Genomic DNA, 16,177 nt, shown 5'->3' with positions numbered 1-16,177 from the left:
CCATGCAGGACATCATCGCCGGCATCCTCAAATTCCAGCGCGAGGCCTATCCCCGGCGCGCCGAACTGTTTCGCCGGCTGGCCGGCGACCAATCCCCCGCCACGCTGTTCATCGCCTGCTCCGACAGCCGGGTGGTGCCGGAACTGCTGACTCAGCGCGAGCCGGGCGATCTGTTCGTGATCCGCAACGCCGGCAACATCGTGCCCGGCTACGGCCAGGAGCCGGGCGGCGTGTCCGCCTCCGTGGAGTACGCGGTCACCGCGCTGGGCGTGGCCGACATCGTGGTCTGCGGCCATTCCGACTGCGGCGCGATGACGGCGGTCGCCTGCGGCAAGGACCTGAGCGGAATGCCCGCCGTCGCCGGCTGGCTGCGCCACGCCGACTGCGCCAAGGCGATCAACAACGCCGGCGAGCACGACAATCCCGCCGCCAAGGTGGACGCGATGGCGCGCGAAAACGTCATCGCCCAACTGGCCAACCTGCGCACCCACCCGTCTGTGGCGCTGGCGCTGCAGCAAGGCAGGCTGCGCTTGCACGGCTGGATGTACGACATCGCCAGCGGCGACGTCCTGGCGCTGGATCCGGAGCAACGCCGTTTCTTGCCGCTGCGGGATTGCCCGCAGACGGCAACCATGCTGGACGGCGACTGCCGCCAGCCTTGACCTGGAGCCGCCGGCCAAACCGCCATCCGGTTTTTGCCGCCGCTCCGCCATCCCCATCCAAGGAGAACCAGAATGCAATCCCAATGCCAGCCAGCCCCGCGCCAGGCCCTGACCGACGCCGTCATCGCCGCCAAGGCGCGCAAGCGCCTGAGCTTCGAGGACATCAACCAGGGCACCGGCCTCAGCCTCGCCTACACCACCGCCGCGCTGCTGGGCCAGCATGCGCTGCCCGAGGCGGCCGCCCGCCTGGTGGCGGAACGCCTGGAGCTGGATGAAGACGCCATCGCGCTGCTCCAGGCCATTCCGCTGCGCGGCAGCATCCCCGGCGGCGTGCCGACCGATCCGACCATCTACCGCTTCTACGAAATGGTGCAGATCTACGGCACCACGCTGAAGGCGCTGGTGCATGAACAGTTCGGCGACGGCATCATCAGCGCGATCAACTTCAAGCTGGACATCCGGAAAGTGGAGGATCCGGACGGCGGCCACCGCGCCGTGATCACGCTGGACGGCAAATACCTGCCGACCAAGCCGTTCTGACCTCCCCCTGAGCAGGCGCCGGCACCTGAGACAGCCGGCGCGCCGGCCAGAGACCGGCGCGTCACGGAGAATCGAAAATGGTCGTGGGCATGCCTTTCACCCCGGCGTGGAAAACCAGCACCACCACCGGCTCGTCGCCCGCGATGCCGCGGTAGGCGGTCTCGACCATTTCCGGCAGCGCGTCGCCGGCCTCCAATACGCGCCACAAGCCGCTACGGCTTTCCACATGCAATGTGCCGGAAACGACCATCCCCACGCATGGCGCGAAGTGGCGATGCCACGGCACGACGGCGCGAGGCGGAATCTCGTACCGCAGCAAGGACAACTCCGGCGGGCCCGAGGGATAAGGGTCATAGCATTCACCGTCCCAGGAGCGATCCGTTCTCAGCAAAACCTTGTAGGAAATATTGTCCAAACTTGTTCTCCGCACTCATTGCAAAAGCGGGCCAAAACCGCGGCGGACCGCCTTCTTTTGGCCATCCGCGCATTGAGTATCATGAGCGGCCAGCCGCCCGGTCCGGCGCGCGGCATTCGGGAACAATCCTAGCCGCCCATGCGGCGAAAGGACTCCCCCCTGCCGCGCGCCGCCTCCGGGCTACCATTGGTAACGGATGCCGGCGTCCAGCATGAAGGGCTTCTCCAGGCGGGGGCCTTTCGCATAGGCGTAATCGAGGTGCCCGCTCAGCCGCTTCCCGATCTCCGCCGACACGCCGGCGCCGATTTCCACCCTGGAACCGTTCAAATTGGCGTCGAACGGCTGCCCGTTCACCCGCACGCTATTGTTCTTCACGAACTCATGGGTCACAGCCAGCCGCACATAGGGCTCCGCCACGCCGCCCTTCGCGGCATGCATCCCCCTGCCCAGGCTGGCGCCCACGCTTCCCTGGATGGAATCCGCATGATCGGCCTGCGCGAGCATGCCGTTGTCCAGCGCGACAGTGGCGCCGTTCATCCTCACGCCGGCAAGCTGAGCATACGGCTGAACGAACCAGTCGCGCGGCAGCGCGAACCGCCGCCCCGCCTCCAGCGAGGCCCCGACTCCATTCTGGCGATAACTTCCCTTGGCCCTTACGCCGTTGCTCATCGTGGCCTGTCCCTGGTTCTGATATCGGTTCAAGCTCGCCAGCCCGTGCAGATAGGCGCCGTTCTGCGCCAGCCACACGCCGTACAGGCCGACGGAATAGGCGTCGACCGCGCCGCTGGCGCCGGCATGATCGTCCAGCTCGGCATGGCTGTAATTGAACACTCCGCCGACGTAGGCCTTGCCGCCTCCCAGCGGCAAGGCCTGGTCCGCGCCCAGCGCGATTCCGCTCTGCCGCTGCTGGAAGGCGGCGCCGGTCACGCCGAGGATCCGGTAATCGCCGGCATACGGCCGGACCCACGCGCCGCCGCGATCCCGATCGAAGCGCAGCTCGCCCAGTCGGCTCCTCAACGTCCGCTCCTGTCCGTACCAGACGACCGGAGACGCGGAAATCAGGTTCAACACCGACGTGGCCGACGCGCTGTAGCGGCCCGTCGTCAGCGGCACCAGATTCCAGTTGAAGCCGTCCCGCTGCAGCCGATAACGATAGACGCCCAAATCCACCGCGCCGTTGGCCAGCGAGAAACCGGCGTCGCCGCCCCCGGTGCGCACCACTTGCAGGCTTTTGGGATCGGCGACCGCCCTGCCGGTATCGGCCACGGTCAGCACATGGCTGCCGGTTGCCAGGCCGCTGACCGCCAGCTGGTCGCCGGCATAGCCGGCCAGATCGGTTTTCAGCAGGAAATTGCCGTGCCCTGACAAGGTCCGCGCGGACAAGACATGCGCCTGGGATCCGCCATTCAGATTGACCGTCCCGCCGTTCATGGCCAGTTGGCCGACATCGGACGAACCGTCCAGCGCCCACAGCCCGCCGGCGTTGACGGTGAGACTGTCCACACCGCTCATGCCGCCGCGCCAAACGCCGTTGGCGCCCAACGCGATACGGCTGGTCCCGCCCTGATTCACCGCCCGCCCGTTCACCGCGGCGTTCTCCACCGTGACCGACGCTTCGCTGCCCGCGCCCGTCAGCAGCGCCACGCCGCTCGCCGGATTCACCGAAGCGTTGCGACTCAATGCGATGGCGGCCTTGGCGCCGCGCCCCAGCCGGATGGCCGCGCCATCGCCGGAAACAACCTGGGTGCCGGCCACGTCCAGCGTGGCCAGTTTCGCCCCACCCGACAAGACAGGGTTCATATTGACGACGATGCCGTCATGATCGCCCTGGATGACGGAATCCCTGACGGAAACCTCGATAGGCGCATCGATGGCCTCGGCCAACAGGCCCGCGCTGCGAGCGCCCTTGGCCTGGATCACCGCATGGCCGGAAACGTCCACGCTCAGCGGCGCGTCGGCCGGGCCGCCGGATATCGCGAACAGGCCTACGCTGTCGACATCGCCATGCGGATTCGACGTCGTGCCGAGCGAGGCGATCTGCCCCCCCGATACCGTCACCAGGCTTTGTTGCGACGCGACCAGTCCCTGCGCGCCGCCGATCAAAGTCGCTCGATGCAGTGACAGCAACGCCGCCCCGGCCGCTTGCGCGCCCGACATGGTGCCCTCGATGCGGGAGCCATCCACGATGGCGGAGGCATGCGCGACCAGCTCCATTCCGTCCGACAACGGAACGGTCGCCTGGATGCGCGTGTTGGCGCCCATCGTCGCCGCCGCGTGGTCCCGCAGATCCAGCGCGGTGCCTCCGTTCGCGGAAGTGGCGCCATCCGGCAGGCTGCGCAGCCAGATATTGTCCAGATGAGCCGCCGAACCATCGGCCATCGCCAGGCGATAGCTTTTGGCCTGCGGACCGGCCCCCACGCCCAATCGCGTGGCGGCATGGCCGGTCATTTCAATACCGCCGGTCAATTGCGCGCCGCTGCCGACGACGGAATAGCCGCCGCTTTGCCGCAAGGAGGTCCCCAGCCCATCCGCGCCGAGCGCGGCGCCAGGCGCAATCGTCAACGCCCCGTCCAGCACTTCCGCGTAATCGCCGGCATGATCGCCGGCGATGGTTGTCTGCATCGCCTGCTGCGTCCGCAGCGGCGCGCCGACGGCGCCGGCGCAGGCCAGCCCGGCCCCGGCGCCGCACAGCGCGAAAAACATGATGCCGGCCGGTCTGGATGGAAATGGCCTGGAGACTGCTTGGGTACGCATTGAAATCGCCCTTCAATAATTGGAAATTTGGAATGCCGCCACGCGATGAGCCGGAACACTCCTCCGGCGGCATCGCAAAGAAAATGGATGCGCGAGCGGGCATCCCGATATAAGAGATGTCCGTTCGGCATTTATCAAAGAAAGGAAAAAGATTTCAGAAAAATCCGGGAAAAGCAGGCATGAAAAGAAAACTGAAGAGAAGCCATTGCTTGCGGAAAATACGATGAGACGTCTCAATGTTTTTTCGGCGCCGGCCTCCGCGGCGCCACGAGTTGTCTCACTTTTCGAATTCGATCCGGTCGTGCGGGAAATCGACGGCCAAAGCGGGAACGTCCCGCCCCGTCAGTCGCTTGTACTTGCCGACATAACTCGTCGCCAGGCTCTTGGCGCCCGAATCTCCCTTGAAATAGAAGAAAGCCTCGATCTCGGGAACGTCCGCCTCCGATTTCCAAGGTTTGAGTATCAACTCGTTCCAATCCAGCCAGCCGAAATACACCTTGTTGTAAACCGTGGCCAGAATGCCCGCATAGAACTGATTCGGGTCCCTGACGCTGAACGAGCACTGAGCATCGCGGTCGCTCGAATACTTTGCGTGGAATCGCGATGACATTTCTTTGCCGGACAATCCCTGGGCTGCGATGCCCGCCGCATGGCACGAGCTATAATCGCCATGCGCCTCATCATGCGGCGACAGCAGCGGGGTGTTGCAGTAATAATGTCCGGCGATCCGGCCATGCGTGGCCCAGCTGTCGGCATCCATGGGATATAGGCAAGCCATTCTTTCCATCAAGTCGGGAGTCGGCTTGAGAATGATGCCCTGGTGCTTGAACATATTCACCGTTCCGGCATCCTTTCGCAGATAGGAAAACGAAGCGATGGGATTATTCGGATTAGGCGTGAAGGGATAATTGGCAGTCGCCCGCATGATCAGCCCGGAGCACAGCCATGCCGGCTCCCCGTCCGGACAACGAGGCGAAGTGTCGTCGAAGCGGCGTTGCAGTCTGGCGGCCACCCTCTCCGCTCGCGACCCGGCGCGCGCGCCCTCGGGATTGTCAGCCGCGTGAAAGATGAAGGTCTGGCCCGGCGAGGACGGATCAAACTCCAGCACCGGCAGCAAGCGCCCGGACTCGGCGACAAAATCGTCCCTGTCGTCGACAGCCTTCTCCTTGCCGGCCTCCGCCCCTTTCCAATACGCGAAGGCCATGACCGGCAGCTTGTCGGGCGCGGGCCAGTCTCGAAACCACAGTTGCGGCGCCTGTTTGATACGGCCCAGCTTGTTGAGATGCATCGCGTCGGCGAAGCGTCCGGCCACCAGCGCGCTCAGCGAACACGGCTGCGTGCCCGTGCTGTCATACGCAACCAGCCATTGCGCGCGATCCATGACGCCAAGGCCGAAGCAGGAGCTGGAATCGGTATCCGGGCGCTGCGCGGGGGTGGCGGACACCTTGCCGCAACCGTAGTCGTCGCGGCTATCCGAGGTGCCGACCGCGTACGGCCAGACGCAGGCGACATGCAGCGGAGCTGCCCGCTCGCCTGACGAATGTCCCCACACCATTCCATAGCCGGCATCCGCCCGGCCCAGATCGTGCCTCAGAAAAAGCGCGCCGACCCCATGCGTCAGCCGTTCCGCCGCGCCCGGCAGCCAGGCCGGCGAGCCGGCCGCCCCTGGCTTGAACAACACGCCCGAGCAATGCGGCGCCGCATATTCGCCCCCGCAATCCTCAACCGACTGATCGTAAAGCCTGCTCAGCGCCGCGGCGGCCTCCGGCCCGCTCTCATTCAGCGACGGCGCCGCCATGGCATGCCCCGCGAGTAGACAGGCGACGGCGCCCCACGCGGCGCGCCTGCGCGGCTTTGCAAACGATCTCATGACATCGCTCCCATTCTGCCTTGCCTTTCCGGCCAGGAGGACCGGCGGCGGCAACCGCCGCCGGCATCGGCTAGCCGCTAGGCGATGATGTAAAACGTCGCCGTTTTCTTCACCTTGTCCATGTAGTTGCCTTGCAAATCGACGGCCGCCTGATATTCCAGCGTGACGGGCCCAAAAACCATGGGCACTGTCATGCTGTCGGGAGGCAAGGTAGCCACGCCCTTCTCGTTCGTCACGAACTCACGCACCTGCGTGCTGTTTGGTTTGCCGGTATCCTTGAAACGGATGCCCAAGTCGTAAGACTCTTTCGCGATCTCGACTCGCACCGGCCAGAAAGGAACCGGCACTTCGCCGGACTCCGCATTGTCGAGCTCCTTGTATCCCTGCACCATGAAAGCCATCGCCCCGATCGCCTGCGCAAAGTGGGTGATATGGACATTGCCCTGAATATTGGAATAAATGGTTTTCGGCAGCGGCACCACGTCCACCACCAGCGGGCTGGAGGCCTCATCGCTTTTCGCCGTGACCAGAACCGGGCCGGCGATCTTGCCCGCCGTGATGTCCGGCAGATGCATGCCGCTAGCCACCTTTCTGTTGCTCTCCGGATTCGCCTCATTGCCGAAATACGCGCCGGCTCCGATGGTCACCTCGATAGAGCGGCCATCGTTCGGACTCGTCGTCACGATGACATTTTCCGAGGAACGGACAGTCTGGCCTTGCACGATGCGCAACGGCCCTTTGGGATCGAATGACACGCTGGTTGTCGGGGCGTGGATATCGCCGACAAACACCACCTTGTCTTCCAAGCCGCGTCCGCTGACGATCAGCTTGATCTGGCTCCCCTTGTCGCCGGCGGTCAGGTCCTTCAGCGCGTAGCCGGCGGCTGGAATGAGCACATTCCGACGAAGGCCGTCCGCCCCGAGATGGCCGCCGGCCTCCGCCGGGTCCACTCTCAGGCTCGCGGCAATCGCGATCGGCGGCTTGTCATTAAGCGTCGAACGGGCTTCCAGCTTGATGCCATCAGGCGCGGCGAACACCGCGCCCGGCTTCGTCGTACCATGGTCCGGATTTGCCGAGATCGTGTAATGCGCCTTGCCGTCCGGCCCAACCGGCCCGATCGGCACGCCTTCCAGCGTAACCTGCATCACCCGCCCGTTGTCGCCGACGTCGGCAACCAGAACCGTGTCGTCCTTGGCGTTCCAGGCCAGCTCGCCGGGGAGCACGTCGGTGGCGCCGCGGCTCAGGCTGAGCGCCGCCATCATCTCGCCGCTGGGCGACAGTACGTACAGCATGCCTTTGGCCACGGCATTCGCGACCCAGAGGTAGCCGCCGCCATCCACCGCCATGTGCAGCAACAGCGCCGGCGCTTCCAGCGTGGCAAGCATCTGCAACGAGCGTCCGAGAGCACTGGTATCGACCCGATGTACCCTGCCTTTGCTGTCGCCGACATATAAGGCGCGATCCCGCAGCGCCATGGACATCGCCTGGGGCGCGGCGGTGAACTTGCAGTCGCTCACCTTCACGCCGACTTTCGCCGGCACGCTGACCAACTGGCTGGCCGCGCCTATCGCCTCGGTCGTTTGATAATCGACCAGCAGCAGCCACAGCACCGGTTCGACGCCGGGCTGCAATATCGGCGAGGTCAGCCATACCACCTTGTCCTGCTTGAGCTGCAGCTCCACCAGCGGCGCCGAGCCAGGCGCCGCCGCCGCGTCAAATGCGTACAGCATGCCGTGGTTCTGCTCGCAAACCCAGACCAGGTCCTTGTTTCCGGTGGCGGGAGACTTGGGCTGGAATGCCAGGCCGCCGAACTGGAAGGGCACGCCGCCGCCCTTGCGGCCATCCGGGCTCTGGTAAACGATTTCCGCCTGCCCCCGGCCACTGGACAGCTTGCCGGGGTCGATGCGGTACAGGAGGCCATAGCTGCTCTCGGCAACCCATATCTTGCCGTCGGCGTCGGCGCGTATGGCGCGCGCCGACGGTGCCGGCGTGTCATCGCCAGGCATGGCGATATAAGACGGATAAGGGAGCAGGACCGTGTTTTTCGTCCCGCCGGCCTCGATTTGATAGGCCTCTCCCAGTTGCCCGCGCTTTTGCCCTTCCCGGCCGGCCCAAACCGAGCCGTCCGGCATCAAATAGAGCGAGGCCAGGCCTGCCGTGGTGGAAGACGCTTTCCAATCCGTCTGTTTGGCGGCAATGGGCGTAATAGCCATGATGATTCCTTTACGAAAAGTCTTTCAAAATCAGCGCGCACGCGGCGTTTCGATGTCAGACGACAAGCACCGCTGTCATCAGGCGATCACGGTGAGCTGCGCGCTGGCGGACAAGGTGGCGTCTCCCACCGTTACCTGGAAATCGACTGAGCAGGGGCCCAGCCTGGCGTCCCGGCGAGCCTGTACCAACGCGGTCGGCCGCAGCGCGCCATCCCCATCCGTTACCCCGTTCCCGCCGGACTCCAGGCTCAAACAGCCGCCAGGCACCTGGGTCCGGCCATGCGCATACGGCCACCCCTGCTGCGGATTGGCATCCCGGGTTCTCAGCGTCGCCTGGCAAGCCACCGCGTTGCCGAGGAAGACATTGGCCGATTGCGGGCCCGCCACCAGCTCCAGCTGTGAGACCGGCGGGGCCAGCGCCAGATTGAAAACCACGGGTTCGGCCTTGCCGCAGGTCGCCGTCACCGAAAGGCGCTCCCCCCTCATGCCCGACATTAACTGAGCGACGGCGATCCCCGCGGCATTGGTCTCCCTATCGGCGGAAGCCAGGAGGGTGTCAGCGCCAGGGGAGACTGAAAAACGCACCCGCGCGCCCTCCACGGCTTGATTGCCGCCATCCAGCGCCAACACCTGCAATGGCGAGAATGGCGCGCCGCCGACCACCGCCAGCTGCTTATCGCCCGCCACGATGATCAGACGAGCCACCCGCCGCGTCGGCTCATCCTCTACCGGCAGCAGGAACAACGAAATCCGCTCGTTGCCGTCATGAGCGCCATCGATGGCGATGTGCAGCACGGCCTTGTCGCGGCTGCTGCCCGCGACGATCCTGACCGTCGCATAGCCGCTGTCGTCGGTATCGACGCCCAATGCTCCCGTGCCGTCGCCGCCGCTGTGGTCATCCATGCGCAACAAGCCGGGCGATACGCCCTGCCGGTATGCCGGGATGTAAAAACCCACCCGATGGCGCGGCACGCCGTCTCCTGTCGCCAAGTCCGTCACCCTGACCTGCAATTGGGCAAGCGAACCCGCGTCGAAGTCATAGATCTCCTTGCCGCCCACGACGGAAAGACTGTTGGCCATGCCAGACTCCTTTCCCTGTCGTCAGAAGGTTGCGATGGTGTAGGTCTTGGTCTTGGTGACCAGCGGAGAGCCCTCTGCGGTGGACACCGACGCCCTGACGTCGAAACTGCCAGCCTCCTCTCCCACCCGGATATCCGGCATCACCGCCCGGCCATGCAGATTGATCGGCGCGACGGCATGCAGCGAAAACTCTCCATTGGCCAGAGCGAATCGACTGCCGGTGCGGGACTTCGAATCGTCGAGATCGAATTGAACGGTGCCGCCGTGCAACGGCGTGCGCTGGTTCAGGTCCGAATAGACCGTCACATAATCCGAGTTGAAGGTGCGGCCAGGCAGCAGGTGGGCGTATGGATCGTCGCTGAACACCACCGCCTGGGCGGGGCGCGGCTGCTCCACGCTGAAATGGAAACTGCCCAGACGATGATGATTGCCGACCAGGTAGACATCGACGTGAAACTTGCCGACACCATCGCCGGACACAATGTCCGGCAACGCGGCGCGACCGCCGGCCTTGGTCTTGACCGTGCGGATGAGCCTGTCCGCCAGCGTCTCCGGCGCGGCGAATTCGACGAGCTTTTCCACTTCCGTCACCAGGTGGAACTCCACCGAAACGCCTGCCTGCTGCCCATCCACCAGCACATAGCATCCGCTCAGGCTGATCAGTGAGCGCCAGTCGGCGATCAAGGGCAGCGCCTCGGTGGCGATGCCGGGCGGCATCAGTTTCGCCGCCTGCGCCTGCGCCGCGATCGTCACGTTCAAAACGCAGGGCTGCGCGTCTGAGCCTGGGACGCTGAACTGGATATGCAGCGTCGTTCCCGGCGCCTCCGCCCCCACCTGCAAGGACTGGAGAATCGCCTCGCCGCCACTGCCGACCTTCAGCTCGCCGGCCAGCCATTGCAGAGTGCCCTGCCTCACCCGCAGCGAACTGCCGCTTTCCAATACCTTGAAGCCGATGGTTGCGGGGGGTTCCGCCAACGGCGGATCGAAGAACACGTGGATCGGATGTTTGTCATCCACGCTGTTGGGGAGCAAATCCACCGTTTCCGGTGAAATCGTCAGCTGCGTCTCTCCTGCGTTTGTCTGCGCGGTCAGCGCGACCGGCAGCGGAGCGGCGAGCCCCGCAGGATCGATCTGAAACACCACATGGCTGGTGCCGACGGCCTTCGGCGTCGCCAGAAACTCGGCAATGCCGTTCCGGGTCGCAACCGTCTTCGCCATCCACTCGATCCCAGCGAGGTCATGGGCGGCATCCGGAACGACAACGACCTTGATGGCTCCGCTGGCCGGCGTTTTGCTTTTCGCATCCGACACCTGGATCTGAACCGCGTCCTGCCGGCTGACCGCCAGCTTCCTGTTGGCGGGCTTGAGCAGCTCCAGCAGATATTGCCGGGCCACCGCCTCCGAAATCTCGAATGTCAACTTGATGGACGAGCCGGAAGCCGCATGGGTGATGGTAATTTCCGCCTTACCCGGCTTCGTTGCGACTACCGGCAAAGATGCCTGCCCGTTTTCCAGCGTGACCAGTTTCGACGGCAGCGGTTCGAGGCGGTCCGCGTTGGCCGCCGCTACCTCCAACGTTTTCTCTTTTTGCGCTTCGCCCCTATATTTAAGGGAAAAAACAAAAAGGAATGATCCACCCACGCTTAAATTCGTACTAGGTTTCCCCTCCTCCAATTTCAGCTGCCAATCGGAATGTTGGTCATCTCCCACGATCGTGATCGGAAATGGTTTAGAAAAATCGCCTACTTTGACCAGAAGAGAATGCTCGCCCGTCTTGCCTCGCAGCAACACCACACCCTGAGGCAACTCGACCAGGTCCCCATGAATGGTCGCCTTCCATGGCTCACCCGCGCCAATCCCTGAAAAATGGACATCCTCTCCGATCAGATGAAAAAAGGCGGGCTGGCCATCCAGAGATTCACCTCTGCTGTTCAAGACTCGGAATATCCATACGGAAGAGGACTTCGCAAGATTTGTCGAGACATCATAAGCAAGCTGTAACGGCTGACTCGCCAATTGAATATCAGTAGCCGACAATTGATTGGGCATAAAAAATCGAACATTCGATATAATCGCCCCACGTTTGATGTTGATGTTGGGTGACTTCCCTCTGAATGTCACACAATATCGAACCGTGGATTTAGGCACGAACAAAAATGAATTCTCCATCCAGTTATTTCGTGCTTCGTAATTATCCTCCAACCGAATGGGGAAGTCTTGCCATCGTTATGCGTATCGATACGGACTGTGTATCCATCAAACTCCCTGTTTCCATGATGGTGATCCAGAGTGTCGAGCCATTTAACTTCATATGACTGCCCAGAGATCAACACGCCCAAATCATAGAAAATAGAACCAGGGACGCCATCCACACACAATCGTATGCCTCCCCGCACCTGGTCTCCACTTCCTTCTGGGAATCCAGAATTCTGGTAATTGCAGGCATACACGCCATTTCCATCTTGGCCCACTACCCAACCGTCCACCTTCTCACCTCGATGGAGTTGGACCTGATATCCATTACCCTCGACAAATGAAAAAACACGGTCATGAAAGCCATTGAGACTGGCATTCTCCAACAAATTCCTTTTATCCATTAGTTTCCTCCATCCTCACAATACATTAGAAAACCACGACATCATTGCACCACCATCTACAGCAGCGATTCGGCACACACAAGTGTAGAAAATAGAAATACAATCTCGCACAAGAAGGCGTACACAATGAATACCATGCTTAACTTGGAGAAAATTTAAATCATTCAAATCACAGAAAATTACGATGACAAGCAAAATAAGAGCGATCCGATGATATTAAAATCATTCTCAATCATCACGTCTCACCTAGCATCGAGACACATAAAATCCCGTTTGAAAACATCAAATCAAGTGGCCATGAGATGAATAAGTCGCATCAAAATCAGCGGGGCTTAGCTTCCAGAATCCAGTCGCGCGCATTGCCCAATCGAGCTCGGCATGTGCATTCATCGGGAAAGAAAAATCCAGCCAAACAGTCACGGCTTATGAGAAAGTTCATGCAGAATCCCGCTTCGACTCCGCCTGAAACAGAGCAGGAAGGCAGGAAGGCAGGAAGGCAGGAAGGCAGGAAGGCAGGAAGGCAGGAAGGCAGGAAGGCAGGAAGGCAGGAAGGCAGGAAGGCAGGAAGGCAGGAAGGCAGGAAGGCAGGAAGGCAGGAAGGCAGGAAGGCAGGAAGGCAGGAAGGCAGGAAGGCAGGAAGGCAGGAAATTGCCATGCCTCCCCCGCCTTCCGTCAAGTGGAAAATCACGGACAGGATCGCTGGAGGCGTGCCTGATCCAACTTGACGCGCTTCGAGCAGCTAATATTCACGTCAGAGGCACGGCACGCCAACTCAAATGAACTGCTGCAGAATGAAAAGACGCAATGCCAGGTCAGCCCATTTTCCCATTGCGCTTATTCATGATTCAATGCGCCATGGCTTCGATATCGCACACTCTGTGCCGCAGCGCTTTGTCGGCGCCGAAAGGATGCTGAACCCACCTGATGTTTAGAGCGGCTAACAAAAATCAGTTTCACGGCTGAGGCAAGGCGCGCCGACGCAGGCAGTACTTGAGTACGACAAGTCGGCGCAACGCCGCATCAGGAATTTTGTTAGCCACTCTTATCACACCTCCGACGATAACAATTCGGCCAGTTTCTCTGTAGTGCAGGGTTTCTGAATAAAGCCGGCAATGCCCTCGGCCACATAGCGTTCATGCTCATCTCGCTCCGAACAGGCCGACAATATCCAGAATGGACACGGTTTCTGCATCCAGTTATCGGTCTTTCTTATTTCACGCGCCAATTGATAACCGCACATATCCGCCAATCTCAAATCCATCAAAGTCAGATCAAAACTCCCCTCACGCCACGCGGATATCGCCGCGCTCCCATTCGCGACGGCATGCACGGCAAATCCTACCAAGGCAAGCTGCTCCTGAATAATGTTCCTACATATATCATTATCATCAACCAGCAACACCCGCTTACCAGCGCCAACCTTGATCCCTCCCAATGAAAAGCACACGCCTGGCGCTCTTTCAAACTTATCCATACTGCGAGCAATAGTTTCAACGAGTCGAAAGCAGTCGAACTCCGAACGAGAAATCAACAATGCCTTTCTACCTAATATTACGATATCAGATACATCACTCACTGCCACATCTGCAGGCGGAGACGAAACGATGGCCGCATTGAAATAGCTAAGCCACTTTTCCACATATCTCTGTATCGTCTCGTGTCGAATATCAAGCCACACGCGACACCCTTCCAACGATACAAACTCTCTGTCAGTGCACTCTTCATGCTGTACCGTTGATGGCAGTGACAACTGAACGACGAACTGCGTTCCTACCCCAGGCTCGCTGCTTACAGTGATTTCCCCTCCCATTTTCCCAATCAGCTTTTTAGTAATGGCAAGCCCCAAACCAAGACCAACCCCTGCCTCTGGGTTCTCTTGGCTATAAAATGTAAAGAGCTTGTTCTGAAAAGACTCTGCCATTCCTTTCCCGGTATCCGTGACCGTTAACTTGAACTGCCCTTCTGCCATGAATTCCGTGCAGACCATCACATCGCCAGCATCTGTAAACTTGACCGCATTGCTAACCAGATTAGAAACCATCTGCATAATGCAGGCTTCATCACCATAGCAATAATAGTTCTTACCAGGCTCACAAAAAGAAAACAAACCCAACTGTTTTCTTCTGGCCTCTGCTTGAAACAAGGCAACTGCGCAATCCACCACTCGCGCCAGATTGATCAACTCCGACTTCAGAACAACAGCACCCGATTCCAGTTTTGAGAAATCCAACAACTCATTCAATTTTCCCTGCAACAATTCCGTTGAGCGTGCGGCAATATCCAACTGCCGTTTCTGCTCAGACGTCAATGCAGAATGTTTCAATAAATTCAATGCTCCTAACACACCGGTCATTGGCGTTCTCACTTCATGGCCAATCGCCGCCAAAAAATCCGTCTTATTTTTACTCTCCAACTCAGCAAGCGTATACTGCCTCATCGCCTGAACGGCATCTTGCCTAGCCTTGTCCCTGAACCCCGCCACTCTATAATTAATCCACAACAAAGCAGCTACAACAATAACCACCAGCAAAGCAGGAATAGATAAATACCACAAAACATCTGTTAACTCATACCCCTGCTTGATATATATGGAATGCTGATATTTATGCAAACGATCCAGGAAGTCTGGTGACTGAGATGATATATATCGATTCAGCACCTTCGCCAAAGACTTCGCATGCGGAGCGATAATAAAAACCAGTTTCTCCTCCCCCTTCACATGCTCATCCAGGTAAAGCTTCCCCGCATAGTTAGATAACAGATACTCCGATGCCGCCTCTACACTTACCGCAGCAGCATCAGCCTTCCCTGATAAAACAGCCTGCAGACTTTGTGCAGTGGTTTCTGTCCCCAACAGTTTTCCGGGCGCCTGGAAATCGCGATAACTGACCGCCCTGAAATGATCCAATTGAGTGGCGAGCACCCCTGTCTCTTTTCTTTTTGCTGGCCTGACTACGCCCCACGCAATCGTATCGTAAGGGATACTTATCACAGTGCCATCAAAGATCTGGGGTTGATAAGGAACTGCGACAACCATATCCAAATCTGATGCATACATGGCATGTACAGCATCGACATTTGGAGGCAATAGAATAACCTCGTATGGAATATTCAAATTACCAAAAAAAGGCGTTAACAACGAGGCTGCAACACCGACCCAGCGTCCTTGCGCATCGATCCTGTCATATGGAATCGGCTCACTTCGCAGCCCAACCCGAATGGGGCCATGCCGATCGAGCCATTGTTTATCAATGCTGGAAATAAATCTGCCTCGCACACCTTCGCGCTTGGTCAGCCATTTAGATTGGATCTGCGCCAATCTATCCGTGGAGATGGCATCCAGGCCACGTTGAATCATATACTGCAACTTCTTGCATCGAGGTGAGACAGCAAATCGAACAGGTATTGAATAACGCTCACCTGACAATTGAGGAACAAGCAAGGAGTGAATATAAAGCTCATCACGCCTTGATAACAATTCATCACGTGCGCTTTGCGCCATGCTTTCAAGCGTTACCAACGCTGTCAACTTTCCTGATGCAACTGCCTGAACTCCATGCAACACACTTTCAAAATATTTTATTTTTGCTTTGGGGTAAGCTTTGGAAAAATAATCCAAAAGAAAGAGTGAGCCGGATATGGCAATCTCACTTCCGCCATGAGCATAATCAGAAAATTCACTATTTTTACTCTTGGATACCAAAACAATTCGCTGATAAGCATAGGGAGAAGATAGCCATGCGCTAACCTTCGTAACATGTGAAGCGACATGCGCAATCACATTGACCTCGCCAGAAGAAAATGCATCGCGCAATGCAGGCAAGGTCGGATAGAATCGGAATTGAATTTGCGCTGAGCTACCGACCAGAACCTCATTCAAAATATCCGCATCCAGTCCGACGGGAATGCCATTACTTCCCATCACGCAAAAAGGACTATTGCAGCTCTTCAATGCACCAACGACTGCGTGGTCGCATGAGGAAATCTCCGCATGAACTGCACAAGACAATACCATCGCCATGGTCATGCATAACAAAAACATGGCC

The 16,177-nt window shown here is 59.5% G+C and carries 10 protein-coding genes; 3 read left to right on the top strand and 7 right to left on the bottom strand.

From position 1 onward, the window contains the following. Positions 1–2: 2 nt before the first annotated feature. Together CV_RS09175 and cynS are read left to right on the top strand one after the other, a co-directional pair. A complete protein-coding gene (locus CV_RS09175; protein ID WP_011135433.1) occupies positions 3–662 on the top strand; it encodes a carbonic anhydrase in 660 nt (219 codons plus the stop codon). A 72-nt stretch (positions 663–734) separates the two neighbouring features. Next, on the top strand, positions 735–1,202 hold the full coding sequence (gene cynS, locus CV_RS09170; protein WP_011135432.1) for a cyanase: 468 nt from the start codon (positions 735–737) through the stop codon (positions 1,200–1,202). A gap of 61 nt (positions 1,203–1,263) precedes the next feature. Here the strand turns inward: cynS and CV_RS23470 are convergent, their stop codons facing one another. The 6 genes from CV_RS23470 to CV_RS09140 form a co-directional block, all read right to left on the bottom strand. Then, positions 1,264–1,617, bottom strand: a complete 354-nt coding sequence (locus CV_RS23470; protein ID WP_011135431.1) for a cupin domain-containing protein — start codon at positions 1,615–1,617, stop codon at positions 1,264–1,266. A gap of 180 nt (positions 1,618–1,797) precedes the next feature. Next, complete coding sequence (locus CV_RS09160; protein ID WP_043595924.1) at positions 1,798–4,320, bottom strand: autotransporter outer membrane beta-barrel domain-containing protein; 2,523 nt, start codon at positions 4,318–4,320, stop codon at positions 1,798–1,800. Positions 4,321–4,648: 328 nt separating this feature from the next. Beyond that, positions 4,649–6,241 (bottom strand): hypothetical protein, encoded by a 1,593-nt coding sequence (locus CV_RS09155; protein ID WP_147296191.1) that lies wholly within the window; start codon positions 6,239–6,241, stop codon positions 4,649–4,651. A gap of 77 nt (positions 6,242–6,318) precedes the next feature. Beyond that, the gene (locus CV_RS09150) at positions 6,319–8,454 is read right to left on the bottom strand and encodes a hypothetical protein (RefSeq protein ID WP_011135427.1); all 2,136 of its coding nucleotides are present in this window, start codon (positions 8,452–8,454) and stop codon (positions 6,319–6,321) included. Between the two features lie 78 nt (positions 8,455–8,532). Then, positions 8,533–9,534 (bottom strand): hypothetical protein, encoded by a 1,002-nt coding sequence (locus CV_RS09145; protein ID WP_011135426.1) that lies wholly within the window; start codon positions 9,532–9,534, stop codon positions 8,533–8,535. A gap of 21 nt (positions 9,535–9,555) precedes the next feature. Continuing rightward, complete coding sequence (locus CV_RS09140) at positions 9,556–11,703, bottom strand: hypothetical protein (protein WP_148206061.1); 2,148 nt, start codon at positions 11,701–11,703, stop codon at positions 9,556–9,558. Between the two features lie 865 nt (positions 11,704–12,568). Between CV_RS09140 and CV_RS23195 the strand changes: the two genes are divergently transcribed. Continuing rightward, positions 12,569–12,856 (top strand): hypothetical protein, encoded by a 288-nt coding sequence (locus CV_RS23195; protein WP_158303310.1) that lies wholly within the window; start codon positions 12,569–12,571, stop codon positions 12,854–12,856. A 320-nt stretch (positions 12,857–13,176) separates the two neighbouring features. Here CV_RS23195 and CV_RS09135 read toward each other — a convergent pair whose 3' ends face one another. Further along, positions 13,177–16,152: an ATP-binding protein gene (locus CV_RS09135; protein WP_158303309.1), complete on the bottom strand. Its 2,976-nt coding sequence runs from the start codon at positions 16,150–16,152 to the stop codon at positions 13,177–13,179. Between the last annotated feature and the right edge of the window lie 25 nt (positions 16,153–16,177).

This window comes from Chromobacterium violaceum ATCC 12472 (assembly GCF_000007705.1).
Classification (GTDB): domain Bacteria; phylum Pseudomonadota; class Gammaproteobacteria; order Burkholderiales; family Chromobacteriaceae; genus Chromobacterium; species Chromobacterium violaceum.
This window is presented reverse-complemented; position numbering and strand designations above follow the sequence as displayed.